Genomic DNA, 24,813 nt, shown 5'->3' on the forward strand with positions numbered 1-24,813 from the left:
CAGCCCCGAGGAGTCATCGTGAAGCTGCTGATCCTGGACGCCGGACACTGTCTGAGCCTCGCCATGGCGCGCGAGGCCAATCGTCGCACCGACGTGGAGCTGGTCATCGAGCCCGGCCTGACGCTGTCGCGGGAGCGGCTCGACGAGGTGCGCCCCGATGCGCTGCTGATTCCGCCGCTGTCGCGCCCGATCACCGATGCGCCGGCCGCCGTGACCGCCCATGCCGAGGCCGTGGAGGCCTGCGTGACCGCCTGCCGCGAGCGGGAGGTGCCGCTGGTGTGGTGCGTGTCCGACCAGCTCTACGAGGAGGGGTACGAGGAGCCCATCGACGAGCATGTGGTGCCCGCGCCCCGCGACGAGGGGCTGCGGCGCCTGGTCGCCACCGGCGAGCGCATCCGCGCCGAGCTGCCGAGGCACCTGATCGTGCGCCTGGGGCCGCTGTTCGCCCTGGATGGCAGCCATGCCTGGCTCGGCGAGCTGCTCGACACCCTGGTCAGCGGCAACGACCTGCGCGCCGAGGACGACGTGATCTTCTGCCCCACGTCCGCCGACTCGGTGTCCATGGCGCTGATCGGCATGCTCCAGCAGCAGGGCTGCGGCGCCGCTGCCTGGGGCAGCTACCATCTGGCCGGCACCGAGCCGGTCAGCGCCTACACCTTCGTGTCGATGGTGCGCACCCAGCTGGTCACCCGCCTCGAGGGGCGCGGCGAGACGGTCGCGCTGGGCGGCGTCAAGGCGCTCAGCCACCACCACGACCAGCCGCTGCGCCGGGTGCTGAACTGCCGGCGGGTGCTCGACGTCTTCGGCGTCCACCAGAAGCCCTGGCGGCTCGAGGTGGGGCGCATGCTCGACATCTGGTGCCTGGCGCGCGACGACGATGCCCGCCCCGTCGAGGAGACCCGCGAGACATGAGCGTGATCCGCAGCATCATCTTCTATATCGGTTACTTCATCGCCATGCTGGTGTGCGGCGTGCTGTTCCTGCCGCCGGCACCGCTGCTGCCGCTGCGTTCGCGCTATCGCCTGCTCAACCTCTACAACCACTTCATCATCGCCTGGTTCCGGCTGGTCTGCGGGGTGCGCTACGAGATCCGCGGGCTCGAGCGGCTGCCCGATGGCCCCTGCGTGCTGCTGTCCAACCACCAGTGCGAATGGGAGACCGTCTATCTGCAGCTGCTCAAGCCGCCGGTGTGCACGGTGCTCAAGAAGGAGCTGCTCAGCATTCCGATCTTCGGTTGGGGGCTCAGGCTGCTGCATCCCATCGCCCTGGACCGCTCCAAGCCGGCCCGGGCCATGAAGCAGGTGCTGATCCAGGGCAAGACGCGCCTCGAGGAAGGGCTCTCGGTGCTGATCTTCCCCGAGGGCACCCGGGTCGAGCCGGGCAAGCGTCGCCGCTACAACAAGAGCGGGGCGGTGATCGCCTGCCGCGCCGGCAAGCCGGTGGTGCCGGTGGCGCACAATGCCGGCGAGCGCTGGCCGGGGCGTCACTGGGTCAAGCATCCCGGGCGCCTGACGCTGGTGGTGGGCGAGCCGATCGAGACCGTCGGCCGCAGCCCGGAAGAGGTGCTGGCCGAGACCGAGGCTTGGATCGAGGCGCAGCTGGCCGAGATCTCCGAGGTGCCGCGCCCCCGCGACGAGAACGCCGAGGCCGGCCCCCGGGAGACGGCGGCGAGCTGAGCCGACTCACCGCCGGCGCCACCCGCGCCACGAGACACAAAAAAGAGAGGCGCCCCGCGGGGCGCCTCTCTTCATTTTTATCGCCGCGGCGCGGGTTCAGGCCGCGGCGATGATCGCGCGTCAGTCGCGATACTTCTCCAGCACCAGGCAGGCGTTGGTGCCGCCGAAGCCGAAGCTGTTGGACAGCACGCGCTCGACCTTGGCCTCGCGACGCTCGGTGACGATGTCGAAGCCGTCGGCCTGCTCGTCGAGGTTCTCGACGTTGGCGGAGGCGGCGATGAAGTCGTTCTCCATCATCAGCAGCGAGTAGATCGCTTCCTGCACGCCGGTGGCGCCCAGCGAGTGCCCGGTCAGCGACTTGGTCGAGCTCATCGCCGGCGTGGAGTCGCCGAACACCTCGCGCACCGCCTTCAGCTCGGCGACGTCGCCGACCGGGGTGGAGGTGCCGTGGGTGTTGATGTAGTCGATGTCGCCGTCGACCGTGGCCATGGCCTGGCGCATGCAGCGCACCGCGCCCTCGCCGGACGGGGCGACCATGTCGACGCCGTCGGAGGTGGCGCCGTAGCCGACCAGCTCGGCGTAGATCTTGGCGCCGCGGGCGCGGGCGTGCTCCAGCTCCTCGAGCACCAGCATGCCGCCGCCGCCGGCGATGACGAAGCCGTCTCGGGCCTGGTCATAGGGGCGGGAGGCCTGCTCGGGCGTCTCGTTGTAGTGGGTCGAGAGCGCGCCCATGGCGTCGAACAGGCAGGACAGCGTCCAGTGCTCCTCCTCGCCTCCGCCGGCGAAGACCACGTCCTGCTTGCCCAGCTGGATCTGCTCCATGGCGCTGCCGATGCAGTGCGCGGAGGTGGCGCAGGCGGAGGAGATGGAGTAGTTCACGCCCTTGATCTTGAACGGCGTGGCCAGGCAGGCGGACACGGTGCTGCCCATGGTGCGGGTGACCCGATAGGGCCCCACTCGGCGCAGGCCCTTCTGGCGCATCACGTCGGCGGCCTCGACCTGGTTGGCGCTGGAGGCGCCGCCGGAGCCGGCGATCAGGCCGGTACGCTCGTTGGAGACCTGCTCCGGGGTGAGGCCGGAGTCCTCGACCGCCTGGGCCATGCTGACATAAGCATAGGCCGCGGCGTCGCCCATGAAGCGGCGCAGCTTGCGGTCGACCAGGGCGTCGAGATCGATATCGACGACGCCCGCCACCTGGCTGCGGAAGCCGAGCTCGGCGTATTCATCCTTGAAGCGAATGCCTGAGCGCCCGGTGCGCAGGGCGTCGAGAACCTGTGTTGCGTCGTTGCCCAGGCAGGACACGATGCCCAGGCCGGTGACTACCACTCGTCGCATGGGAGCCTCCTGATCAGAAATTCGCGGTGGAGGTGAACAGGCCGACCCGCAGGTCGTTGGCCTGATAGATGTCGCGGCCGTCGACGGACACGGTGCCGTCGGCGATGCCCAGAATCAGGCGCCGGGTGATGATGCGCTTGATGTTGATGCGGTAGGTCACCTTCTCGGCATCCGGCAGGATCTGACCGCTGAACTTGACCTCGCCGCAGCCCAGGGCGCGCCCGCGGCCCGGGTGACCCAGCCAGCCGAGATAGAAGCCGACCAGCTGCCACATGGCGTCGAGGCCCAGGCAGCCCGGCATGACCGGATCGCCGGGGAAGTGGCAGTCGAAGAACCACAGGTCCGGGCGGATATCCAGCTCGGCGATCAGTTCGCCCTTGCCGTGTTCGCCACCCTCTTCATGGATGTGCGCGATGCGGTCGAGCATCAGCATGTTGGGTGCCGGCAGTTGGGCGTTGCCGGGGCCGAACAGCTCGCCACGGCTGCATGCCAGCAGTGCTTCGCGATCAAAGGAATGTTGCTTGGTCACTGAATCGTTCCGAGTGTCGAGATGGTGGTATGCCGTATCGAAACGGCATGGGCCGCCCTGGCGGCCACGCCTAGTCTACTGTTCGTGTCTCGCGAATGCACGCCGGCCGGGGTGCCGGAGGGTCATCGCCGTCGTCCGGGGTACAGTTATGTTCGCATCGGCCGATATGGTGACGATATGGCCCGCTCACAAGAGGGGGCAAACATTCATGTCGAAGAGTCGAGAGCGAAGCCATGTGGCCCGTGCTTTCCCTGAATCGCCCGTCGGGCTGGATGCGTTGCCCGCCATGGCCCGGGGGCTGGCGCTGGAGGTGGTGGCCGAAGGCGTGGAGACGCGCTGGCGCGAATGGTCCTCAGCCGAAGCGAGCGAGGTCGCCGCGTCGGCCGAGTCGATGGCATAGCCACAGGCACAGCGCCGCCCAGCACAGCGCCTCGACGGCCAGCAGCCAGGGTGCGAGGGTGACGCCGGCGAGCCGGGCGCCGGCATAGTAGGACAGCGGCCCGCTGGTCGCGCCGCCGGCCGCCGCCAGCCAGGGGTGGCGCCACAGCCAGGCCAGGGAATGGTGCAGCAGGGTGGCGAACAGCGGCCACAGTAGCCACAGCCACGGTGGCAGCGGGCCGAGCAGGAGGGTCTCCGGCGGGAAGCGAAAGCCCCCGGCCAGCGCCAGGCCGCCGTCGATGGCGAGCCCCAGCCCCGCGAAACCCGCCAGCCAGCGCCATTCTCCTGGCTGTGCCTGCCAGCGCAGATGCGCCGCGATCACCCCGCCCGCCACGACGAGCCCCGCGAGGCTGCCGCCCATCACGCAGGCCAGCCAGCCCAGCTGGAACCCGGCCAGGTTGGCCAGCGCCCGCCAGACCCCTCGCTTCACACCGCCCCCGAGAGCGGCGCCGGCCGCGCGCCGGGCTTGGCCAGCAGCAGCTGGCTGGTGCCGATGGTGCGCTCCAGGAAGCCGCCTTCGCAGTAGCACAGGTAATAGCGCCACATGCGGATGAAGCGCTCGTCGTAGCCGAGCCGGCGCACGGTCTCCAGGTTGGCCTCGAAGCGGTGGCGCCACTCGCGCAGGGTGTGCGCATAGTGCTGGCCGATCTCGTCCAGACCCACCAGGTTCAGCGAGGTGTGGCGGGTCAGGCCGTCGAGGATGACGCGGTGGGAGGGCAGGAAGCCGCCGGGGAAGATGTAGCGCTTGATGAAGTCCATCTCGCGCTTGGCGGTCTCGTAGCGCTGATCGCGGATGGTGATGGCCTGCAGCATGGCCATGCCGTCGTCGGTCAGCAGCCGGTCGAGGGTGGTCAGGTAGGTCTCCAGGTACTGATGGCCGACCGCCTCGATCATCTCCACCGAGATCAGCCGGTCGAAGCGGCCCTCCAGTTCCCGGTAGTCGCGCTTGAGCAGAGTGACGCGGTCCTCGAGCCCCTCCTCGGCCAGCCGCCGGGCGGTGTGGGCATACTGCTCGTCGGAGATGGTGGTGGTGGTGACCCGGCAGCCTCGGGTGCGGGCGGCGTGGATGGCCAGCCCGCCCCAGCCGGTGCCGATCTCCAGCAGGTGGTGATGCGGACGCACGTCGAGGCGCTCGAGCATCAGGTCGAGCTTGTGGGTCGAGGCCTCCTCGAGGCTGGCGCCGGCGCGGGGGAAGACGGCGCTGGAGTACATCCAGTGGCGGCGGTCGAGGAAGGTCGCGAACAGGTCGTTGCCGATGTCGTAGTGGGCGGCGATGTTGCGCCGCGAGCCGCTCAGGCTGTTGCGCTGCAGTCGGTAGAGCGCGCCGAGCAGCCAGCGGCCGGCGCCGGCCAGGCCGCCCTCCATCTCGCCGTTGACCCGTTCCAGGTTGGCGGCGAACAGCCGCACCAGCGCCACCGGATCGTCGGCGTCCCAGTCGCCGTCCATGTAGGCCTCGCCGGCGCCCACGGTGCCGCCCAGCGCCATGCGCCGCCAGGCCCGCGAGTCGCGCACCACCAGGGTCACCGAGAGCGGGCCGCCGCGGCCCAGGCGGTGGCGCTGATGGCCCTCGATCAGGGTGATCTCGCCGCCTTCCAGACGATCCAGCTGGGGCAGCAGGCGAGCCTTGAGCCAGCGCGTCAGGCGGTCGCCCTCGGCCGGCAGTGGACGGGCGTTGGCGGTGCGTGTATTCACGGCGAACTCTCCTGATGGCGGGGATGGTCGTGGACGGGGACGCGCTTGAGCCACAGGCGCAGGGCCTCGAAATGGATGCCGGCGAGGGTCTTCAGCGCCATCGCCGGATGGCGGGCCAGGGTGGCCAGCAGCACGCCGCGGGTCGCCGGGCGGGCCTCCAGGCTCAGGCTGGCGTCGAAGTGGCGCTCGTCGCCGCGCCAGGTCTCCATGTTCAGGTTCAGGCGTTCGCCGGGGCTGTCGAAGCGCCAGCGGTAGCGCATGTCCATGGGGTTGAACGGCGAGACGTGCATGGCCTTGTCGAACTCGGCGCGATGGCCGTGGCGCCGCGGCTCGACCCGGCAGGCATAGGTGGTGCGCTCGCCCCAGGGGGTGTTGCTGACCTCGCCGAGCAGCGCGCGCAGCTCGCCGCGGGCGTCGTAGGCGTAGTACAGCGACACCGGATTGAAGCCCACGCCCAGGGTGCGCAGCTGGGTGAGCAGGCAGATGCGGCCGTCCGGGGCGTCGCCCAGCAGCCGCGTCAGCTCGGCGCGCACGGCGTCCTTGAGCGGCCGGTCGTGGGGCGCCAGGTAGTCCTCGCGGCGGAAGCGCGCCAGCGCCGGCCGCCGGGCGCTGAAGCCGGGCACGCCGTCGAACAGCTCCGGCAGCTCGTCGAGGTCGAGCCAGGCCATCCACAGCCGGTAACGGAAGGCGTGGGCCCGGGGCAGGAAGCGACGATGACGCAGCCAGCCGCGGTAGATGCGCGAGCGCGGAGCCTGGATCATGCCGGCACCTCCGTGGTCGCCCGGGCGCCGGCCGGCGCGTCGGGGTCGCAGCCCAGCGCCCGGGCGACCCGCAGCGCGCTCCACACGCCGTCCTCGTGGAAGCCGTTGCGCCAGTAGGCGCCGCAGAAGTGCGTGCGCCGGCCCGGCCCCGAGATCTCGGCGTGGCGGGCCTGGGCGTTCATCCCGGCGAGGCTGAACTGCGGATGGGCGTAGGTGTAGCGCCCGAGCACCCTGGCCGGGTCGATGCTGTCGCCGTCGTTGAGGGTCACGCAGAAGGTGTGCGGCGCCTCGAGGCGCTGCAGGATGTTCATGTCGTAGGTCACCGAGACCCGGGCGTCGTCGCCGCGGCCGTCGAGCCGGTAGTTCCAGCTCGCCCAGGCACGCCGGCGGCGGGGCAGCAGGCGGGTGTCGGTGTGCAGCACCACCTCGTTGTCGTGGTAGGGCAGGGCGCCGAGGATCTGGCGCTCGGCGGGGCTGGCGTCGTCGAGCATCGCCAGCGCCTGGTCGGCGTGGCAGGCCAGCACCACCTGGTCGAAGCGCTCCTCGCCGGCGTCGCTGCGGACGTGCACCCCGTCGGCCTCGCGGCGCAGGCCGCGCACCGGCGTGGCCAGACGGATGCGCTCGGCGTAGGGCGCGGTCAGCGCCGGAATGTAGGCCCGCGAGCCGCCGACCAGGGTGTACCACTGGGGGCGTTCGTTGACCGACAGCAGGCCGTGATGATGGAAGAAGCGCACGAAGAAGCGGGCCGGGAAGGCGCGCAGCTGGCCGATGCTGGCCGACCAGATCGCCGCGCCCATGGGCAGCAGGTAGTGGCGCTGGAAGCCCTCGCCGTAGCCGCCGGCGTCCAGGTAGTCGCCCAGGGTCAGGTCCGCCGGCAGGCGGTCGTCGACCATCGCCTGGGTGGCCTCGCGGTTGAAGCGCAGGATGTCGCGCAGCAGGCCATGGAAGCTCGGCCGCAGCAGGTTCGACCACTGGGCGAACAGCCGCGGCAGGCTGTGGCCGTTGTACTCGAAGTCGCGGGCCGTCTCGTGCACCGAGAAGCTCATCTCGGTGGGCTGGCTCTCCACGCCGAGGGTCGCCAGCAGGCGCCGGAAGTGGGGATAGGTCCAGTCATTGAAGACGATGAAGCCGGTGTCGATGGCGTAGTGGCGGCCCTCGAGCTCGACGTCCATGGTCGCGGTGTGGCCGCCGAGGCGGGTGTCGGCCTCGAACAGCGTGACCTCGTGGCGGCGGGACAGATACCAGCCGGCGGCCATGCCGGCGATGCCGCTGCCGATCACCGCGATGCGCTGGCGGCCCTGGGGAGAGGCGGGAGTGGCGAGCGACGTCATGACGAGGCCTCCGTGTCGGCGCCGCGGGCCAGGCGTCGCCCGAGGCGGAAGCGCAGCCCCGGCGGCAGGATGCCCAGCAGCTTGAGCGGCAGGGTGAAGCGGCGCGGGAAGTGGACGTCGAGGCGATGGGCCTCGAGGCCCTTGAGGATCGCCTCGGCGGCCTGATCGACGCTGACCCGCATCGGCATCGGGAAGTCGTTGCGATCGGTCAGCGGCGTCTTCACGAAGCCGGGATGAATGAGGCTGACGTCGATCTCTTCGCCGGCCAGATCGAGGCGCAGCGATTCCAGGAAGTGGCTGAGCGCGGCCTTGGAGGCGCCGTAGGCCTCGGCGCGGGGCAGCGGCAGATAGGCCGAGGCGCTGGAGGTGGCGGCCAGCAGTGGCCGGCCACCCCGGGCCCTGGCCCGGCGCAGCAGCGGCAGCGCCGCTTCCACGCCGTGCAGGGCACCGAAGAAGTTGGTGGCGAAGACTCGCTCGATCAGCGCGGCGTCGAAGGTGCCGGCCTCGAGATATTCGCAGGTGCCGGCGTTGAGGATCGCCAGGTCGAGGTGGCCGAAGCGGGCGGCGATGCGATCGCCGGCGGCCAGCACGGCAGCCCGGTCGCCGACGTCCAGCGGCAGCAGCAGGGCGTTGTCGCGCTCGCCGGCCAGTTCCTGCAGGGCGTCCGAGCGGCGGGCGCTGAGGGCGACCCGATGGCCCTGGTCGAGCAGCCGTGTCGCCAGCGCCCGGCCGATGCCGGATGTCGCGCCGGTCAGCCAGATGCAGCGGGGCGTGTGGGGTGCCGTCATGTCGTCTCCTCGCGTCCTGCGATGTCTCTTGTTAGGGATACGCGGGGCACGGCCTGCGGGTTTCAGCCGTATGGCTCGAGGGGCGGGCCCCTCAGCCTCCCGCGCGGCGCTTGAGCCAGCGGATCACCGTGCCCAGCAGCGGCAGTCGCTCATATAGTAGTTCGCCGGCGTCGAAGTAGTCCCGGTGCTCACTCACCCGCCCCGATCCGTCGTCGGCGAAGACCAGCCGCGAGGCGCCCTCCACCGTGATGTCCCTGCCGCCCGCCAGCCGCCGATGGGCCAGGTGCATCGTCCAGGTCACGAAGGCGATGTCGCCGTGACGCTGACGCTCGTGAAAGGTGAAGCGACACGCCGTGACGTTCTCGTACAGGGCGGCGAAGTAGGCTTCCAGGGCCGGCAGGCCGTCGATGCGATGCAGCGGGTCGGTGAATGCAATGTCTGGAGTATATATCTTGTACAGATTTTTTGTACAGGAATTGTCTAGCTTGTTGTAGAAGGCGCAGAAGGCCTCCAGGTCCGGATCGGGTGACATGACGGCCTCCTGGGCGAGGGAAGATGGAGAAGCGAGGGCGGGGCGTGATCGGGGGAACAGGAACCGGGAGACGCGGCCGGGAAGACGCGCCCGCCTCAGGCAGCGGGCAGGTTCTTGAACGCGTCCAGCGCCCGGGCGCGGGCGGCCTTGTGGTCGACGATGGGCGGCGGATAGTCGACGCCGCTCAGCAGGTCGTTGCCCGGGGCGTGGCGAGCCTTGGGCGACAGCTCGGCGAGCTCCGGCAGCCATTCGGCGAGGAAGCGGCCTTCCGGGTCGAAGCGCTGGGACTGGGTGGTGGGGTTGAAGATGCGGAAGTAAGGCGCGGCGTCGGTGCCGGTGGAGGCCGCCCATTGCCAGCCGCCGTTGTTGGCGCCGAACTCGCCGTCGACCAGGTGGCGCAGGAAGAAGGCCTCGCCGCGGCGCCAGTCGATCAGCAGATGCTTGGACAGGAACATGGCGGTGACCATGCGCAGTCGGTTGTGCATCCAGCCGGTGGCGACGAGCTGGCGCATGGCGGCATCGACGATGGGGTAGCCGGTGCGCCCCTCGCACCAGGCCCGGAAACCGGCCTCGTCGTCGCGCCACGGCAGCGCCTCGGTGTGACGCTGGAAGGCACGGTGGCGGCACACGCGTGGGAAGCCGGCGGCGATGTGCTGGTAGAACTCGCGCCAGATCAGCTCGCCGACCCAGGCCGTGAGGCCGGCGTCACCGTCGGCCAGGGCGCCATCGTTCTCGGCCATCACCGCCTGCATGCACTGGCGATGGGAGATCATGCCCAGCGCCAGGTAGGGCGAGAGCTCGCTGGTGCCGCGGATCGCCGGGAAGTCGCGCTGGTCGCCGTAGTGGCGGCCGCGAAAGCGCAGGAAGCGCTCCAGGCGGTCCCCGGCCGGGCCCTCGCCGGCGGGCCACAGGCGGCCGTCGATCGGGGCGTCCTCGAGCTCGGGCAGCTCGGGAATCGGGTCGGGGGCGACGGGCAGGCTGGCCTGGGGCTCGGGCGCGTCGTGCAGCGCCAGCCGCTCGGCGGTGATCGCCTTGTGCCAGGCCTTGGCGAAGGGCGTGAAGACGCCGTAGACGTCGCCCTTGCCGGTCAACAGCTCGCCCGGGGCGAAGGCCACGGCGTCGCGATGGCCGTGGGCGGCCAGGCCGGCGTCCTCGAAGGCCTCGATCACCGCGGCGTCGCGGCGCGCCTCGTCGAGGGGATACTCGCGGTTGAAGTGCAGGGCCTCGGCGCCGAGCTCCCGGGCCAGGTCGAGCAGCATCGCCGGGGCTTCGTCGAAGCGCTCGATGTCGCGATGCAGCAGCGGAATGTTGAGCCCGGCCAGCGACTCCGACAGCGCGGCGACGCCGCGTCGGGTGAAGTCGAGCTTGTTGGCGCCGTGGCCATGCTGCTGCCACTGGGGCAGGCAGCGCAGGAAGACGCCGATCACCGGGCCACGGCGGGCCGCGGCGGCCAGGGCGGTGTTGTCGTGGATGCGCAGGTCGCTGCGGAACCAGACCAGGGTCGGGGACATCGGCGCCTCCGTTCAGGCGGCTTGGGTCAGGGATTTCAGGCGCGTCATGGCGTGGCTCAGGTCGTCGCCGAGCAGCTCCACGCCGGAGGCGTCGAGATCGGCCGCGCGGATGCGCGCCACCGGCCCGCACAGCGCCACCGGTACCTCGAGCTGCTCGGCCAGGCGCGGCAGCTGGCGGCGGATCAGATCGGCGCGCTCGGCGCGTCCGCTGGCCAGCAGCAGGGCGGTGGCATGGAAGCGCTCCACGGCCAGCGTCAGCTCCTGGGGCGGCAGCGCGGCGTCGAGCCACTGCACGCGATAGCCGCGATCGGCGGCGGCCAGGGCGGCCAGCAGCCCCCACATCGGGCCGTCGTCGGGCAGCGGCACGATCAGCAGCGTGGCCTCGCCGGCCTGGGCGTTGGCGTGATACAGCCGGGTGCCGATGCGGGTGCGCAGGAAGGCTTCCAGGGTGCGGCGCTGGAGGTCGGCGCCCAGGCGATCGTCCCAGCGCTCCTCCAGCTCGCGCAGCACCGGCTGCCACAGCTCGTCGAGGCAGGTGGTCACCGGATAGAGCGCCAGCGCCTGATTGAACAGCGCTTCCAGGCGTTCGAGGTCCAGCGCCTCGACGGCGGCCAGCAGCTGGCGGCGCTGGCTGTCCCAGTCGCCGGCCGCGGGTGGCGGCGCCTCCACGGCCTCGGGCTGTTCCAGCAGTTCGCGGACCTGGCTGACGGGGACGCCGCGGTTGAGCCATTGCAGGATGCGTTCGACGCGGGCGATGTCGTCCTTGGCATAGAGTCGGTGGCCCTTGGGGGTGCGCTTGGGCTGGATCAGCCCGTAGCGGCGCTCCCAGGCACGCAGGGTCACGGCATTGACGCCGGTCAGGCGCGAGACTTCGCGGATCGGATAGAGCGGCGCATCGGCCGGATGGTTCGCCTGATCGCTCATGCGGTCTCTGCCTCGGTGAGATCGGTGACGGAAGGGGTGTCGCTTCAACCACCAATTTTGTACAAAAGACGGTCGATGTACAACACGACGATCAGTCGCTCTCGCCGGCTCGTTCGGCGATCACCGCCGCCAGGGCCTCGACGAAGGCAGGATGCTCGCCCACCGGCGGCAGCAGCGTCAGCTGCACCTCGGGGTGCGCCTCGCCGAGGGCCTCGACCTGGCCGGGCACATCCTTGCGCAGGTGGCGGCCGGCGGCGAAGAACAGCGGCAGGATCTCGGCGCGCTCGACGCCCTCGGCCGCCAGCTCGGCCACGGTGTCCTCCAGCGAGGGGGCGCAGATCTCCATGTAGGCCAGGCGCAGCGGGGTGGAGAGCCGGGCGGAGAGCTGTTCGGCGAGACGCTCGAAGGGCGCGCGCCAGTTGGGGTCGCTGGAGCCGTGGGCCATCAGGATCAGGGCATTGCTCATGTCGGGAAATCTCCAGGGTCGGAAAGGCGATGGCACAGCGCCTCGCCCAGGTGGTGGCCGGACAGCCAGGCGTCCTCGATGCGCCCGCCGCGCCAGCCGTCGCCGCACAGCGCCAGGCCGGTGTCCGTCAGGCGATGATCATCGCCCGGCGCCACCGCACCAGGCTCGGCATAGCGCCAGCGATGGGCGCCTCGCGCCTGCACCGCCGGCAGGCCGGCGGCGGGCCGGAGCGTCTCGAGCGCGGCGCTCAGGGCGGCGAGCAGGTCTTCGGCCACGGCATCGGGGGCGTCCTCGAGCCGGCGTTCGCTCCAGTCGAGATCGGCCAGCAGGGTGATGAGCTCGGGCGCATCCTCGCGGCCGGGCTTGGTGCGGTGGCGGACCACGCGCTTCAGCGGGCCCTCGTCGAACTGCAGCAGCGGCCAGCCGGCCTCGGCGCCGGGCAGCGTGAGCGGCGCCTCGAGGCGGGCCCAGGCCGCCCAGCAGGCGCGCTGGGGCAGCTGTCGGCATTCGCTCGCGAGCCCCGGCGCATGGGGTGCGATCAGGCCCTCGGCCTGGGGCGCGGGCAGCGCCAGGCTCACCGTGGCGAAGGGGCCGTGCGTGGCGCCGCGCTCGTCGGCGAGCCGCCAGCCGTCGCTATCGCGCGCCAGCGACACGATGCGGGTGGCGGCGCGCAGGGTCAGGCCGCGGGCCAGATGGCGCGTGACCGCGCTCATCCGCGGCGTGCCGGTGTAGCGGGGGCGGCCGTCGGCCCGCCGCGTCGCCCGGCCCGCTTCCAGCCGCCACAGGGCGTCGGGCCAGGGCGCGGCCACGCCGGCCTTCACCCAGGTATCCACCTGCCGCCGGAAGGCCGGGTGGGCGGCGCGAAAGCTCTGGGCGCCGAGCTCGATGGCGCCTTCCTCGAGCCGGCGGCTGGACATCCGGCCGCCGGGGCCGCGAGCCTTGTCGAACACGGTGACGTCGTGGCCGGCCTCCGCCAGCGCACGGGCGCAGGCCAGGCCGGCGATGCCGGCCCCGATCACGGCGTGGGAAGAGGGCGTCGAAGTCATGTCGGGCTCATGCAGTCAACGGGGTTTACCGCTAGACTAACAGACCTGTACAAAGCCTGTATAACACTTGCTCGGCGCCACCCAAGGAGCCCGGAATGGAGAGCGGTATGCGCATATTGATCACCGGAGGCAGCGGTTTCGTCGGTCAGGCCCTGTGCCGTCGACTGATCACGGACGGGCATCGGGTACAGGTGGTGTCGCGGGACCCCGCCCAGGCGCGGCTCCGGTTGCCGGAGGGCGTCGACGTGCGGCGCTCGGCGCTGGACTTCGTCGATACGCCCCCGGAGGCGCTGGTCAACCTGGCCGGCGAGCCGATCGCCGGCAAGCGCTGGAGCGAGGCGCAGAAGGAGCGGCTGCTGGATTCCCGCCTCGACGCCACCCGCGAGCTGGTGCAGCTCTGCGAGCAGCTCAAGGCCTCTCATGGGCACGCGCCCTCGGTGCTGGTCTCGGCCTCGGCCATGGGCTATTACGGCGACCAGGGCGCGACGGTGGTCACCGAGGCGACCCCGCCCCACGACGAATTCGCCCATCGCCTCTGCCAGCGCTGGGAGGAGGCCGCCGAGGGCGTGACGGCCTTCGGCACCCGGCTGGCGATCCTGCGCCTGGGGCTGGTGCTGGACGCCGGCGGCGGCATGCTGCAGCGCCTGCTGCCGCCCTTCAAGCTGGGGCTCGGCGGGCGCCTGGGCGACGGCACCCAGTTCATGCCCTGGGTGCATCGTCAGGATCTGGTGAGCGCCATCCTGCTGCTGCTCGAGCGCGACGACCTGCAGGGGGCCTTCAACGGCAGCGCCCCGCACCCGGTCACCAATGCCGTCTTCACCCGCCTGCTGGCGCGGCACCTGCATCGCCCGGCGCTGCTGCCGGTGCCGGCCAAGGCGCTGGAGATCGGCCTCGGCGAGATGTCGCGGCTGCTGCTGACCGGCGCCGACATGCGCCCGGCGCGCCTGGAGGAGGCGGGCTTCGTGTTCCGCTTCCCGACCCTGGAGGAGGCGCTGACCGATATCCTCGGCTAGTGAAACGCCGATTTATTGCTGCGCTCGACGACCTGCAGGGATGCAGGAAGTGCGTAGGTTCGTCGGGAACAAACCTAGTGATCCTGGGCGCCGGCGGTGCCGGGGCGCCGGTCCGATCGGAATCCTCATGTAGCAGGCTACACTCCGGTTCCTGCGCTCCGGCGGCATCCAGCCTCTCATCGCTCGCGACATCAATCAGCGCATCCCTTTCGCCTCTCCATGTCCTGAAACGACGAGCCCCCGCCGGCCAATGACCGACGGGGGCTGTCGTTCGGGGGATCCGCCTCGCCTAGCGGGAGTTCTCGTCGATGGTGACGATGACCCGCACCGCGTCCAGCCGCAGCCGGGTGCCCTCGATGGCGGCGTCCAGGGCGGCGCGCTCCTCGCGCAGCGCCGTCAGCTCGTCCTCGCGCACCGCCGGGTTGCGGCGGGCCAGGGCCTCCAGGCGGGTCAGCTCGGCGTCCAGCGCCTCGCGCATGCGGGTCTGGGCGGCCTCGACGATGGTCGGCAGCTCGCGTTCGGCCTCGGTCTCGGCGCGATCGAGCAGGTCGCGGAGCTGCTCGTGGCGGCTCTTGATCAGGTCGCGGGCGGCGGCCTTCTTGACCTTCTGCAGGTTCTTGGAGAGCCCGGTGAAGGAGACCTTGGCGGTCAGGTTGGCCCCGGACTCGTCGAGCAGCACGCGCACCGCGGTGGGCGGCAGGAAGCGGTTGAGGTGCAGCCGCTTGGGCGCCGGGCAGTGGGTGCGGAACACCAGCTCGGCCATCAGCCGGCCGCCGGGGATCGACGGATGCTTGAGCAGCGCCAGGGCGGTGTTGCCCATGGTGCCGTCGAGGATGCGGCCCATCATCTCGCGGGTCAGCGGGTGCTCCCAGGACAGGCGCTGAACGTCGTCGCGGCCCAGGGCGCGCTCGCGGGAGAAGGTGGCCGAGAAGCCGTCCTCGCCCTTCACCAGCCCCGGCAGGCCGTCGAGCATCTGCGGGCCGGGCTTGAGGTGCTGGATGTCGTTGCCGATGTCCTTGGCATCCACGCCGAAGATGTCCAGCGCCTGGTCGATGTAGCGGCGCAGGGCGCGGTCCTCGTCGAGCTCGCGGATCGCCTCGATGGTCTGCTCGGCGCGCTCCGGACGGCAGGCGTTGAGCTCGAGCAGGCGGTTGCGGCCGGCGTCGCGCTCGGCCATGCGGCGGTCGAACAGTTCGCGGGTGTCCGTGATCACCTCGTCGAGGCTCTCCTCGTCGAGCAGGGCGTCGGCCAGGGCATCGCCGAAGGCGTCGAACAGCTCGCCGCCCAGGCCGTGGGGCGCGCTGAAGGCGTCCATGCCGTCCTGGTACCAGCGCAGCAGCTGCTCGCCGGGGCTGGCGGCGAACACCGGCACGTGCAGCTCGATAGCGTGGCGCTGGCCGATGCGGTCGAGGCGGCCGATGCGCTGCTCGAGCTGGTCCGGGTGCAGGGGCAGGTCGAACATCACCAGGTGGCGGCAGAACTGGAAGTTGCGGCCCTCGGAGCCGATCTCCGAGCACACCAGCACCTGGCAGCCGTCCTCGTCGTCGGCGAAGGCCGCGGCGGCGCGGTCGCGCTCGACCAGGGTCAGGTCCTCGTGGAACACCGGCGCCTGCACGCCGCCCAGCACGCGCAGGCCGTCGGCCAGGCCCTGGGCGGTCTCGCGGTCGTGGGCGATGACCAGGATCTTGTCGTCGCCGAGCTCGGTGATCCGCTCCAGCAGCCAGGTCACGCGTGGGTCGAACTGCCACCAGGGCTCGGCGTTGAGCGGGTCGTTGGCCAGTGCCTGGTACATGGTGTCGAGATAGACCAGCACCTCGGGGTGGTCGAGGCCGGTCTCGATCAGCAGCTCGTCGAGGTAGTCCTCGTCGCGGCCCAGGCGGCGCAGCACCCGGCGGTAGGCGGAGGGCAGCTCGAGACGGTCGACGTGCAGGCGACGCTCGGGGAAGCCGCCGACGTGGCGGCGGCTGTTGCGGAACATCACCCGGCCGGTGCCGTGCCGGTCGAGCAGCTGCTCGCGCAGCTGGCCGCGGGCGGCGGCCTGCTGGTCGTCGCTGCTCTCGGCATCGGCCAGGGTGGCGAGCAGCGCGGCGCTGTCGGGATCGTCGCTGACGGCGGCCACGGTCTCGCGGTCGGCGGCTTCGCCGGGCAGGCGCTCCAGGGCGTCGATGGCGGCGGCCACCTCGGCGTAGTGGTGCTCTTCCTCCTGGAAGGCCTCCAGGCTGTGGTAGCGATCCGGGTCGAGCAGGCGCAGCCGGGCGAAGTGGCTGGCCTGGCCCATCTGTTCGGGGGTGGCAGTCAGCAGCAGCACGCCGGGAACGCTGGCGGCCAGGCGCTCCACGCAGGCGTAGCCGGGGCCGACCTCGTCGGCGCTCTCGCTCCACTCCAGGTGGTGGGCCTCGTCGGCGATCAGCAGATCCCAGTCGACGGCCTCGGCCTGGGCCTGGCGGTGCGGGTTGGCGAACAGCCAGTCCTGGCTGGCCAGCACCAGCTGGCCGGACTCGAAGGGGTTGCCGTCGCCCTGGGCCAGGCTCTGTTGCTCGTCGAGCAGGGTGACTTCCAGCGAGAAGCGGCGCAGCAGCTCCACCAGCCACTGGTGAGTGAGGCTCGCCGGCACCAGGATCAGGGCGCGCTCGGCGCGGCCGCTGAGCAGCAGGCGGTGCAGGATCAGGCCGGCCTCGATGGTCTTGCCGAGTCCGACCTCGTCGGCCAGCAGCACGCGCGGCGCCTGGCGCCGGGAGATCTCGTCGGCGATGTAGAGCTGGTGCGGGATCAGGTCGATGCGCGGACCGGCCAGGCCCAGCGCCGGGTTCTGCTCGGTGCGATGGTGGTGGTGCAGGGTGCGAAAGCGCAGGTCGAACCAGTCGTTGCGGTCGACCTGGCCGGTCAGCAGGCGGTCGCGGGCCTGGTCGAACCGCATGGAGTCGGCCAGCCGCGCCTCGGGCAGCTCGCGGGTCTCGCCCTGGTCGTCCTCGCCGATGTAGACGATCAGGCCGCGGGATTCCTTGCTGTCGTCGACGGTCATCTCCCAGCCTTCGGCGCTCTGGATGCGGTCGCCGCTGCCGAAGATCACCCGGGTCAGGGGGGCATGCTGGGTGCTGTAGGTCCGGGTTTCCTGGCTGGCGCCGAAGAGCACGGTGATGCTGCGGGCGTCGCAGTTGAGGATGGTGCCCAGGCCGAGTTCGGCCTCGCCATCGCTGATCCAGCGCTGACCGGGAGAGAAGTCGCTCATGATGCCTCGGGGGATGCTAGGGATCTGGTCTCGTGCCGCGGGCCACACCCGACCCTCGGCGACAGGGCGCGGTATCTTACAGCAATCCCCGGCGTGGCTTAAGAGGCTTCCCGGCGTTTCCCCTGGCAATCTCGGTGCGCCTCGGGTGATGTCTCAATCGTCGGCAAGCCTGCGAGCGGGGCCGACCTTCCGGAAACGCATGAATACTTCCCTGTAGCTCCCGGCGCCCTGCGGCGCCCTGCGGCGCTCTCGCGTCCCGCTACGCTTGCAGGACCGGTGCTGGCCCTCCATGGCCAGCCCGTTCGGAGGAATCCTCCTCACCCATGGCGCAGGAGTTCTTCTACGGCTTGCCGACGTGGTCGGAACTGGTGCCTATTCCGCGTCCAGCCAGCCGTCGAGGGTCGCCCGGGTCAGCTCGCCGACGTGGCGCTCCCGGGTGCGGCCCTCGGCGTCGAACAGCAGGGTGGTGGGCAGCCCCGGGGCGTCGCTTTCCACCATCAGCGACTGGCGCGGGTCGAGCAGGGCGTGCTCGAAGGTGAGCCCCTGGGCATCGAGATAGCGCGCCACCGGCAGCAGGTCCTCGCCCTGGTTGACCACCACCACGGTGACGTCGTCCCGGGCGTCGGTCTCGGCGAGCAGCGGCAGCTCGCGGCGGCAGGGCGGGCACCAGGTCGCCCACAGGTTGACGATGACCGGCTGGCCCGAGAGCTCGGCCAGGTTGACCGGCTCGCCCTCGAGGTTCTCGAGCGTCAGCTCGGGCAGGGCGCGCGGGGTGACACCGCTGCCCAGCGGCGCCCAGCTCATCAGCGCCAGCCAGGCCAGGACGGCGCCGATCGTCAGGCCCTGGGCCCCGAGCATGGCGGCCAGGCGGTCGCGCAGCGCCCAGGCGCTCCAGGCCAGGGCGGCGATCAGGCCGGTCAGGGCATGGTAGCCCGGCAACCACAGCTTCAGCGCGTCCAGCGGGGAGGCCTCGTAGGCGGGCAGGTTCAGCGCCACGTGGCCGAGCCGCGCGCCGACCAGCCAGGCGATGATCAGGCCGTTGAACCAGCGCGCCCGGCGGGCGCGCGGCAGGCGCAGCGTCAGGGCGGCCGCGACGAGCAGCAGCAGGGCGCAGGCCAGGGCGTAGAGGCGGGGCAGGGGAAGCAGCACGGGCCCGAGGGCGATGGCATCCATGGGGGCTCTCTCGAGGCAGGGTCGGCGCGTGGGGCCGGACCGGGTACACTGGGCGGATTATTCTCGCCAAGCCTACTGTCGGCGGGCGGGGCTGTCATCCAGCGGGAGCACTCATGGCACGTCAGGCCTTCGACACCCTGCGGGCCCTGGCCATCGCCAGCCAGGCCCTGGGCTTCATCCTCATCATCACCCTGGAGACCGTGCTCGGCGACGCGGCGCGCGTGTGGCAGGGCTGGACCCTGGCCGCCATGGTGGCGGCCGCGCTGTGGATCGCCCTGGTGCGGCTCTATCGGCGCAATCGGGCGCGCAAGGCCATGGCGCGTCGCCTGGCCGACGACGACTGAGCCCGGCCCGCGGCTTGATGTCCGTCAAGCGCGCGGGCGATCCCCGGCCGCCTGCGGCGCCAGCGACTAGGCTGGATAGATAGCGGGAAGCGGTGCGCTTCCCGCGACCCGCCCGCAGGAGGCCACCATGTATCAGTCCATCCTCGTGCCCGTCGACGGCTCCGAACACTCCGCCAAGGCGCTGGGCGTCGCGGCGCAGCTGGCGCGGGGCTCCTCCGCGTCGCTGATCCTGCTGACCGTGGCCGAGTATCCGCCCGGCAACATGGGGCTGTTCACCGGGGGCATGCCCGAGCCCTTCACCACGGACAACTGGAACGAGATCGCCGATGCGCTGAAGGCCGACGCCGACGATGCCCTGCAGAAGGTCCACGCCGCCGTCGACCTGAGCGGCCTCGAGGTCGAGTCGGTGGTGCGTCAGGGCACGCCGGCCGAGACGATTCTCCATGAGGCGTCGCGGCGCGGCGTCGATGCCATCGTGATGGGCAGCCGCGGGATCAGCGACATGCACGGCATGATCTTCGGCAGCACCTCGCACAAGGTCAGCCATGTCGCCGAGTGCTCGGTCATTACCGTGGCCTGATGCCCGCCTACACCAGCGACAGCAGGGCCGTGGCCAGCAGGTCGGGATCGTAGTGGGGCGTGCCGCTCTCGCCGATCAGCCGGGTCTCGATCAGGGTGATGCCGAGGTCGGCCAGGAAGGCGTCGGACAGCTCGCCGGGATAGTCGCCGCGCGCCCGGTCGAGCAGCACGAAGTTCACCAGCTCATGGGCCGGACAGGCCTCGCCGATGTCGCGGCGCAGGGTGTCGAGCAGCACGGTGATCTGCTGCTCCAGGCCCAGGCCGGCCTGCTCGGGGTCGGGGCTCGAGTTGGGGATGAACACCTTGGGGCAGCGGTTGGCATGGATCGCCCGGCCGACACCTTCCGGCAGCAGGTTGGCCAGCAGGCTGGAGTAGAAGCTGCCCGGCGGGTAGCAGATCAGCTCGGCGGAGGCGATCAGCCGGCGGTTCTTCTTGCGCAGCCTGGCGGTGATGGGCTCGTCGCGGTCGCGACTGGCCGAGAGCTCGATGCCGGCGATGGGCGAGGTCAGCGGCGCGACCTCCTTGCCGGTGATGCGGTGCTGGCCCAGCACCCGGCGGCCGTCTTCCAGGGTGACCGCCAGGTGGTAGTCCTTGTTGACCACGGCGCGCACCGTGCCGCGCACGTGCACCAGCTTGGAGAACAGGAAGATGATCGGGTCGAGCTGCTGATGGTTGTTCAGGTAGCCGCCGGCGAGGATCAGGTTGCCGATGCTGGCGCCGCGCAGGTCGAAGTCCGCGGGCATGGCCTCGCGGAAGAAGCCGAGCTGGTGGCAGATCAGCCGGCGCATGGGGTTGGAGATGTCGTCGGTCAGCGGGTGGCGCCCGCTCACCAGCTCGTCGAGGGTCGCGCGCAGGGCCGCCGGCTCGCCGTCCTTCGGCAGCCGATGGGTGAACAGCCGGTAGACCTCGGGATGGCCGAGGATGGAGTCGTCGGCCAGCGCCATCAGCCGGCTGCGCAGGTCGCCGATGGCGGGCATGTCGAAGGCCTCGCGCAGCTTGGCGGAGCTGCCGCCGGAGTCGAAGGGCGTCACCAGGTGGATGGAGTTGTGGGTGTAGTGCTGCAGCCGCCGCGACATGCCGTTGAGGGCCGAGCCGCCGCTGAAGAACAGCAGCCGCGGGCCCAGTTCCGGGGCCTTCTGATAGCGCTGGACCCGCAGCGGGTCGGGTACCCGGGCGGTGCGGGTGACGCGGACGTCGACCATGCCTTCGATCTTCCCTGTGCTGGAGTTTTCCGCGCTCAGAGTGCCTGTTTTCCGCGGACTTGTCGCCTGGCCGGCGCTCGGGCGCGTTGTCACAAGAATGTCATATCAAGTGTGGCATCCTTGATCTCAAGTAACATTCGAGTGACTCCAACATGGCCGAGCTGATTCCCGGTGTGCGCAATTCGGCCAGAGCGCTGATCCTGCGCGACGACCGCCTGCTCCTTCTGAGGAAGGAGGGCGACGTCTATGCCCTGCCCGGCGGCGGGCAGGACACCGGCGAATCCCTGGAGGCCGCGCTGCAGCGCGAGTGCCGCGAGGAGATCGACACCGAGGTGCTGTCGCCGTCGCTGGTGCGGGTCTGCGACTACTTCAAGCTCAAGCGGACCGAGCCGCCGGCGCGCCGTCATCAGGTCGACTTCCTGTTTCTCGCGACCGTGCCCGACGACTACACGCCGCGCAACGGCATCCGCCCCGACAAGCGCCAGCTCGAGGTGCAGTGGGTCGAGGCCGATGCCCTCGCGGGGCTGGCGTTCTCCCCCTTCTACCTGGCTTCGCTGCTGCCCCGCCTGATCCGCGCCGGAAGCGCCGCGGCCGGGCCCCTCTACACAGGCGTGTTCCATGACTCACCGGATTCCTGAGAGCATTCGGGACAATCTGCGCTTCCTGTGCGTCGAGGTGGACTCCCAGCTGGCCAATCTCCAGGCCTTCTTCGCCACCCCGACCGCGGCCATCGCCCGGCGCGTCTCGGAGCGCGACGGCTACGCCCGCAACCTCAAGATGCGCATCCATGCCGACTGCGTCCGGCGGCTGTCGCGCAAGAAGACCGGCCAGGCGCGGCGGCGCATCCTGCGCAGCCTGGAGCTGGTGGCGACGGACCTGGACCGGCTCACCGAGCTGGCCCGCGAGGGCGTGCGCCAGCTGGTCGACGTCGACGATCCCGCGGTGCTGTCGCCGGAGGACTTCCCGCCGATGCTGGCGCTGGTGCGCTCCGGCGTGGCCCGGGTCGAGGGTGCGGTCGCCGACAGCGACACCCAGCAGGCGCTGCAGATCGGCCGCCTCCAGCAGACGCTGCACAAGCGCGTCCAGCAGCGGGTGAACGACGGCGTCGCCGCCCTCAAGCAGCGTGACAACAGCACCGAGGACCTGACCCGGGCGCTGTTCGTGGCCCAGACGATCCGCCAGATGGGCGACGTGTTGCTGCATCTCGGCGAGGTGATCATCTCGGCCAACCTGGGGCAGTCGATGAACTTCGAGCGCTACCGCTCGCTGCACTCGCTGGTCGAGGAGCTGGCCGACGGCGAGGACGAGGCCTTCAACATGGCGCCGATCGCCGAGACCCGCTCGGGCAGCAGCATCTCGGGCATCTCCACCGGCGATGACGACGACTACGTGGCGATCTTCAAGGACGGCCTCAAGCGCAAGGTCAAGGAAGAGCGCCAGGGGGTCGAGAGCTGGCACGAGATCTATCCCGGTCTGGCGCCCAGGATCCTGTCCTACAAGAAGCGCGGCCAGTCGGCGGCGCTGCTGATCGAGCACCTGCCCGGCCTCACCTTCGAGCACATCCTGCTCAACGAGCCGCCCGAGCTGCTCGACGAGGCCCTCAAGCGGCTCACCCGCACGCTGAGGTCGGTGTGGCGAGAGACCCATACCGACACCCCGGTCGCCGCCGGCTACATGCAGCAGCTCGAGAAGCGCCTCGGCGAGGTCTACAAGATCCATCCCGAGTTCCGAAGCGGCGGCGCGACGGTGTGCGGCGTCGACCTGCTCGGCTTCGATGCGCTGGTCGAGCGCGCCAGGGCCCGGGAGGCCGAGCTGGACGCGCCGTTCTCGGTGTACATCCACGGCGACTTCAACGTCGACAACATCATCTACGACCCGCTCGAGCGGCGGATCAACTTCATCGATCTGCACCGCTCCAGCTACATGGACTACGTGCAGGACGTCTCGGTGTTCATGGTCTCCAACTATCGGCTGCAGATCATGGACGCCCCGCTGCGTCGGCGCATCATGGGCCTGGCCCAGGACTTCTATCGCACGGCGCGGCGCTATGCGATGTCCCGGGGCGACACCACCTTCGAGCTGAGGCTGGCGCTGGGGCTGGCGCGCTCCTTCGCCACCTCGACCCGTTTCATCCTCGACCAGTCGCTGGCCAGCCGCATGTTCCTGCGCGCGCGCTATCTGCTCGAGCGGGTCCTGGCGGCCGATCTGGAGAAGGCCGACCGTTTTCGTATTCCCATGAAGGAGATTTTCGTTGACTGACCCCAATCCCAGGATCGGCGTGGTGGGCATTCCCGGCAAGTGGTCCACCGAGGTGCTGGCCGACGCCATCGAGGCGCGGACCGGGTTTCGTGCGGTGATCGACCTTCAGCACGTCAGCCTCGACCTGACCACCGGCCGCCTCGACCACCGGGGCCTGGATCTCGGCGAGCTGGACGCCCTGGTCGTGAAGAAGATCAGCGCCGAGTACAGCCCCGACAGCCTGGATCGCCTGGAGCTGCTGCGGGCGGCGGAGGCCCGGGGCGTGCGGGTATTCAGCGGTGCCGAGAAGATGCTGCGGCTGATCAATCGCCTCAGCTGCACCCTCACCCTGCGCCACGCCGGCATCCCGATGCCGGAGACGGTCGTCACCGAGGACGTCGACAGCGCCTGCGAGGCCGTCCGGCGCTTCGGCGAGGCGGTCTTCAAGCCGCTGTTCTCGACCAAGGCCCGGGGCATGTGCGTGATCTCCGCCGACCGGTCGCCGCAGGCGCTGCGCGCCGAGGTCGAGGCCTTCCGCCGCGACAACCCGATGATGTACCTGCAGCGCAGGGTCGAGCTGCCCGGCCGCGATCTGGGCATGGTGTTCGCCGGCGGGCGCTACCTCGGCACCTATGCCCGGGTGCCCCAGAGCGGCGACAGCTGGAACACCACCATCCACAGCGGCGGCCGCTACGAGGCCTATGCGCCCTCGGAGGCACTGATCGACCTGGCCACTCGGGCCCAGGCGCCCTTCGGCCTGGACTTCACCACCGTGGACGTGGCCGAGACCCCGGACGGCCCGATCGTCTTCGAGGTGTCCGCCTTCGGCGGCTTTCGCGGCGCCCTGGAGGGCGCGGGCATCGACGCCGCCGGCGCCTACCTCGACCACGTGCTGAGCGAACTATGAGTGCGGTGAAGGAATCGCCGGCGGCCTTGGCCGAGACGCTGATCGGCGAGGCCGAACTGCTCGAGCGCGCGCTGGTGCTCGACATGGGGCGGGCGACGCTGGCGATCCGTTCCAACTCGGCCGCGCTGCTCGAGCGCCTCGGCGACTACTTCGCCCACTGCCTGGCGCCCCAGGCGGCGGCGACGCTCGAGGTGATCGCCATCGAGCGCGAGGCGCCCGCGCTGGACACCGCCTTCGTCGACTGGGCCCGCGAGCCCGGCAAGACCGGCCGCAAGGACAGCGTCCACGACCTGCCCGGCGGCCGGCTGGTGCGCAAGGTGCGCACCGGCATGGTGTTCCTGCAGAGCGCGGCGCACTGCGTCGCGGCCGGCCCCTGCCTGGCCCACGACAACCAGGTGGTGAACTTCGTCATCGCCCAATACATGAACCAGCTGCAGCGGGCGGACTGGCAGGTCTGCCACGCCGCGGCGCTGGTGCGCGGCGGCCGGGCCCTGGCCATCGCCGGCTTCTCCGGCGGCGGCAAGTCCACCGCCATGCTGCATGCCCTGGAGCATCCCGGGAGCGTCTTCCTGACCAACGACCGGCTGTTCCTCAAGCGCGAGGGCGGCGAGGTGCGGGCCGCCGGCGTGCCCAAGCAGCCGCGCATCAATCCCGGCACCGCGCTCCACAATCCCCGCCTCGAGGCGTTGATCCCGGCCGCGCGCCGGGCGGCGCTGCGGGCGTTGCCGGCCGACGAGCTCTGGGAGCTGGAAGAGAAGCACGACGTGCCCGTCGCCGCGTGCTACGGCCCCGATCGCCTCATCGACGAGGCGGCCCTGGGAGGCTTCGTGGTCCTCAACTGGCGCCGCGACGACGCGAGCCCTCCGCGGGTCGCCGCCGTGGATCCGACGCGGCGCCGCGACCTGCTGGCGGCGATCATGAAGTCGGCGGGGCCCTTCTATCAGCGCGCGGACGGCAGCTTCCTGACCGACGACGAGCCCCTCGACGAGGCCGCCTACCTCGATGTGCTGGCCGGTGTGCCGGTGTTCGAGGTCAGCGGCGGCGTCGACTTCGACGCCCTGGTCGAGGGGCATCTCATTCCCCTGCTGGAGGGCTAGCC

24 protein-coding genes are annotated in these 24,813 nt (G+C 70.8%); 9 read left to right on the forward strand and 15 right to left on the reverse strand.

The window, feature by feature from the left end; translation table 11 throughout:
- The first annotated feature begins 18 nt into the window (after positions 1–18).
- Both ACGTNF_RS15350 and ACGTNF_RS15355 read left to right on the forward strand, forming a co-directional pair.
- The gene (locus tag ACGTNF_RS15350; protein WP_394602393.1) at positions 19–912 is read left to right on the forward strand and encodes a sugar nucleotide-binding protein; all 894 of its coding nucleotides are present in this window, start codon (positions 19–21) and stop codon (positions 910–912) included.
- Positions 909–1,676 (forward strand): lysophospholipid acyltransferase family protein, encoded by a 768-nt coding sequence (locus ACGTNF_RS15355; RefSeq protein WP_394602394.1) that lies wholly within the window; start codon positions 909–911, stop codon positions 1,674–1,676. The genes ACGTNF_RS15350 and ACGTNF_RS15355 overlap by 4 nt, the downstream gene beginning before the upstream one ends.
- A 120-nt stretch (positions 1,677–1,796) precedes the next feature.
- Here the strand turns inward: ACGTNF_RS15355 and fabB are convergent, their stop codons facing one another.
- The 12 genes from fabB to ACGTNF_RS15415 form a co-directional block, all read right to left on the reverse strand.
- Positions 1,797–3,011 carry a beta-ketoacyl-ACP synthase I gene (gene fabB, locus ACGTNF_RS15360; protein WP_394602395.1) on the reverse strand — a complete coding sequence of 405 codons (1,215 nt, stop codon included), beginning with the start codon at positions 3,009–3,011 and terminating at the stop codon, positions 1,797–1,799.
- Positions 3,012–3,024: 13 nt separating this feature from the next.
- Complete coding sequence (gene fabA, locus ACGTNF_RS15365; protein WP_016856387.1) at positions 3,025–3,540, reverse strand: 3-hydroxyacyl-[acyl-carrier-protein] dehydratase FabA; 516 nt, start codon at positions 3,538–3,540, stop codon at positions 3,025–3,027.
- A 352-nt stretch (positions 3,541–3,892) separates the two neighbouring features.
- Positions 3,893–4,408, reverse strand: a complete 516-nt coding sequence (locus ACGTNF_RS15370) for a DUF2878 domain-containing protein (protein WP_394602396.1) — start codon at positions 4,406–4,408, stop codon at positions 3,893–3,895.
- On the reverse strand, positions 4,405–5,670 hold the full coding sequence (locus tag ACGTNF_RS15375; protein WP_394602397.1) for a class I SAM-dependent methyltransferase: 1,266 nt from the start codon (positions 5,668–5,670) through the stop codon (positions 4,405–4,407). The genes ACGTNF_RS15370 and ACGTNF_RS15375 overlap by 4 nt, the downstream gene beginning before the upstream one ends.
- On the reverse strand, positions 5,667–6,431 hold the full coding sequence (locus tag ACGTNF_RS15380; protein ID WP_394602398.1) for a DUF1365 domain-containing protein: 765 nt from the start codon (positions 6,429–6,431) through the stop codon (positions 5,667–5,669). The genes ACGTNF_RS15375 and ACGTNF_RS15380 overlap by 4 nt, the downstream gene beginning before the upstream one ends.
- A complete protein-coding gene (locus ACGTNF_RS15385; protein WP_394602399.1) occupies positions 6,428–7,762 on the reverse strand; it encodes an NAD(P)/FAD-dependent oxidoreductase in 1,335 nt (444 codons plus the stop codon). Before ACGTNF_RS15385 ends, ACGTNF_RS15380 begins: the two co-directional genes overlap by 4 nt.
- Positions 7,759–8,550, reverse strand: a complete 792-nt coding sequence (locus ACGTNF_RS15390; protein WP_394602400.1) for an SDR family NAD(P)-dependent oxidoreductase — start codon at positions 8,548–8,550, stop codon at positions 7,759–7,761. Before ACGTNF_RS15390 ends, ACGTNF_RS15385 begins: the two co-directional genes overlap by 4 nt.
- A 91-nt stretch (positions 8,551–8,641) precedes the next feature.
- Positions 8,642–9,082, reverse strand: a complete 441-nt coding sequence (locus ACGTNF_RS15395; protein ID WP_152479851.1) for a nuclear transport factor 2 family protein — start codon at positions 9,080–9,082, stop codon at positions 8,642–8,644.
- A 95-nt stretch (positions 9,083–9,177) separates the two neighbouring features.
- Positions 9,178–10,593, reverse strand: coding sequence for a deoxyribodipyrimidine photo-lyase (gene phrB / locus ACGTNF_RS15400; protein WP_152479850.1), 1,416 nt, complete (start codon positions 10,591–10,593; stop codon positions 9,178–9,180).
- A 12-nt stretch (positions 10,594–10,605) separates the two neighbouring features.
- Positions 10,606–11,517 (reverse strand): MerR family transcriptional regulator, encoded by a 912-nt coding sequence (locus ACGTNF_RS15405; protein WP_394602401.1) that lies wholly within the window; start codon positions 11,515–11,517, stop codon positions 10,606–10,608.
- 91 nt (positions 11,518–11,608) lie between these two features.
- Positions 11,609–11,983, reverse strand: a complete 375-nt coding sequence (locus ACGTNF_RS15410; RefSeq protein WP_016856378.1) for a sirohydrochlorin chelatase — start codon at positions 11,981–11,983, stop codon at positions 11,609–11,611.
- Positions 11,980–13,029 (reverse strand): NAD(P)/FAD-dependent oxidoreductase, encoded by a 1,050-nt coding sequence (locus ACGTNF_RS15415; RefSeq protein ID WP_394602402.1) that lies wholly within the window; start codon positions 13,027–13,029, stop codon positions 11,980–11,982. The genes ACGTNF_RS15410 and ACGTNF_RS15415 overlap by 4 nt, the downstream gene beginning before the upstream one ends.
- 107 nt (positions 13,030–13,136) lie before the next feature.
- On the opposite strand from ACGTNF_RS15415, the gene ACGTNF_RS15420 reads away from it, so the two are divergent.
- Entirely contained in the window at positions 13,137–14,042 is a 906-nt protein-coding gene (locus tag ACGTNF_RS15420) for a TIGR01777 family oxidoreductase (RefSeq protein WP_394602403.1), read from the forward strand.
- A 289-nt stretch (positions 14,043–14,331) separates the two neighbouring features.
- Here ACGTNF_RS15420 and rapA read toward each other — a convergent pair whose 3' ends face one another.
- On the reverse strand, positions 14,332–17,271 hold the full coding sequence (rapA, locus tag ACGTNF_RS15425; RefSeq protein ID WP_394602404.1) for an RNA polymerase-associated protein RapA: 2,940 nt from the start codon (positions 17,269–17,271) through the stop codon (positions 14,332–14,334).
- Between the two features lie 372 nt (positions 17,272–17,643).
- Positions 17,644–18,444, reverse strand: a complete 801-nt coding sequence (locus ACGTNF_RS15430) for a TlpA family protein disulfide reductase (RefSeq protein ID WP_394602405.1) — start codon at positions 18,442–18,444, stop codon at positions 17,644–17,646.
- A 113-nt stretch (positions 18,445–18,557) separates the two neighbouring features.
- Here ACGTNF_RS15430 and ACGTNF_RS15435 point away from each other — a divergent pair, with 113 nt between their 5' ends.
- Together ACGTNF_RS15435 and ACGTNF_RS15440 are read left to right on the forward strand one after the other, a co-directional pair.
- Entirely contained in the window at positions 18,558–18,788 is a 231-nt protein-coding gene (locus ACGTNF_RS15435; RefSeq protein ID WP_394602406.1) for a hypothetical protein, read from the forward strand.
- 127 nt (positions 18,789–18,915) lie between these two features.
- The gene (locus ACGTNF_RS15440; RefSeq protein ID WP_394602407.1) at positions 18,916–19,368 is read left to right on the forward strand and encodes a universal stress protein; all 453 of its coding nucleotides are present in this window, start codon (positions 18,916–18,918) and stop codon (positions 19,366–19,368) included.
- Positions 19,369–19,375: 7 nt separating this feature from the next.
- Here ACGTNF_RS15440 and ACGTNF_RS15445 read toward each other — a convergent pair whose 3' ends face one another.
- Positions 19,376–20,569, reverse strand: coding sequence for a GAK system CofD-like protein (locus ACGTNF_RS15445; protein ID WP_394602408.1), 1,194 nt, complete (start codon positions 20,567–20,569; stop codon positions 19,376–19,378).
- A 152-nt stretch (positions 20,570–20,721) separates the two neighbouring features.
- Between ACGTNF_RS15445 and ACGTNF_RS15450 the strand changes: the two genes are divergently transcribed.
- From ACGTNF_RS15450 to ACGTNF_RS15465, 4 genes are read left to right on the forward strand one after another with little or no spacing between them, the layout of a single operon-like run.
- Entirely contained in the window at positions 20,722–21,207 is a 486-nt protein-coding gene (locus ACGTNF_RS15450) for an NUDIX domain-containing protein (protein ID WP_394602409.1), read from the forward strand.
- Positions 21,188–22,828 carry a phosphotransferase gene (locus ACGTNF_RS15455; RefSeq protein ID WP_394602410.1) on the forward strand — a complete coding sequence of 547 codons (1,641 nt, stop codon included), beginning with the start codon at positions 21,188–21,190 and terminating at the stop codon, positions 22,826–22,828. The genes ACGTNF_RS15450 and ACGTNF_RS15455 overlap by 20 nt, the downstream gene beginning before the upstream one ends.
- Positions 22,821–23,714, forward strand: coding sequence for a GAK system ATP-grasp enzyme (locus tag ACGTNF_RS15460; protein WP_394602411.1), 894 nt, complete (start codon positions 22,821–22,823; stop codon positions 23,712–23,714). The genes ACGTNF_RS15455 and ACGTNF_RS15460 overlap by 8 nt, the downstream gene beginning before the upstream one ends.
- Positions 23,711–24,811 carry an HprK-related kinase B gene (locus ACGTNF_RS15465; RefSeq protein ID WP_394602412.1) on the forward strand — a complete coding sequence of 367 codons (1,101 nt, stop codon included), beginning with the start codon at positions 23,711–23,713 and terminating at the stop codon, positions 24,809–24,811. Before ACGTNF_RS15460 ends, ACGTNF_RS15465 begins: the two co-directional genes overlap by 4 nt.
- The last annotated feature ends 2 nt before the right edge of the window (positions 24,812–24,813 follow it).

This window comes from Halomonas sp. B23F22_10 (genome assembly GCF_043496975.1).
GTDB classification, from domain to species: Bacteria; Pseudomonadota; Gammaproteobacteria; order Pseudomonadales; family Halomonadaceae; genus Halomonas; species Halomonas smyrnensis.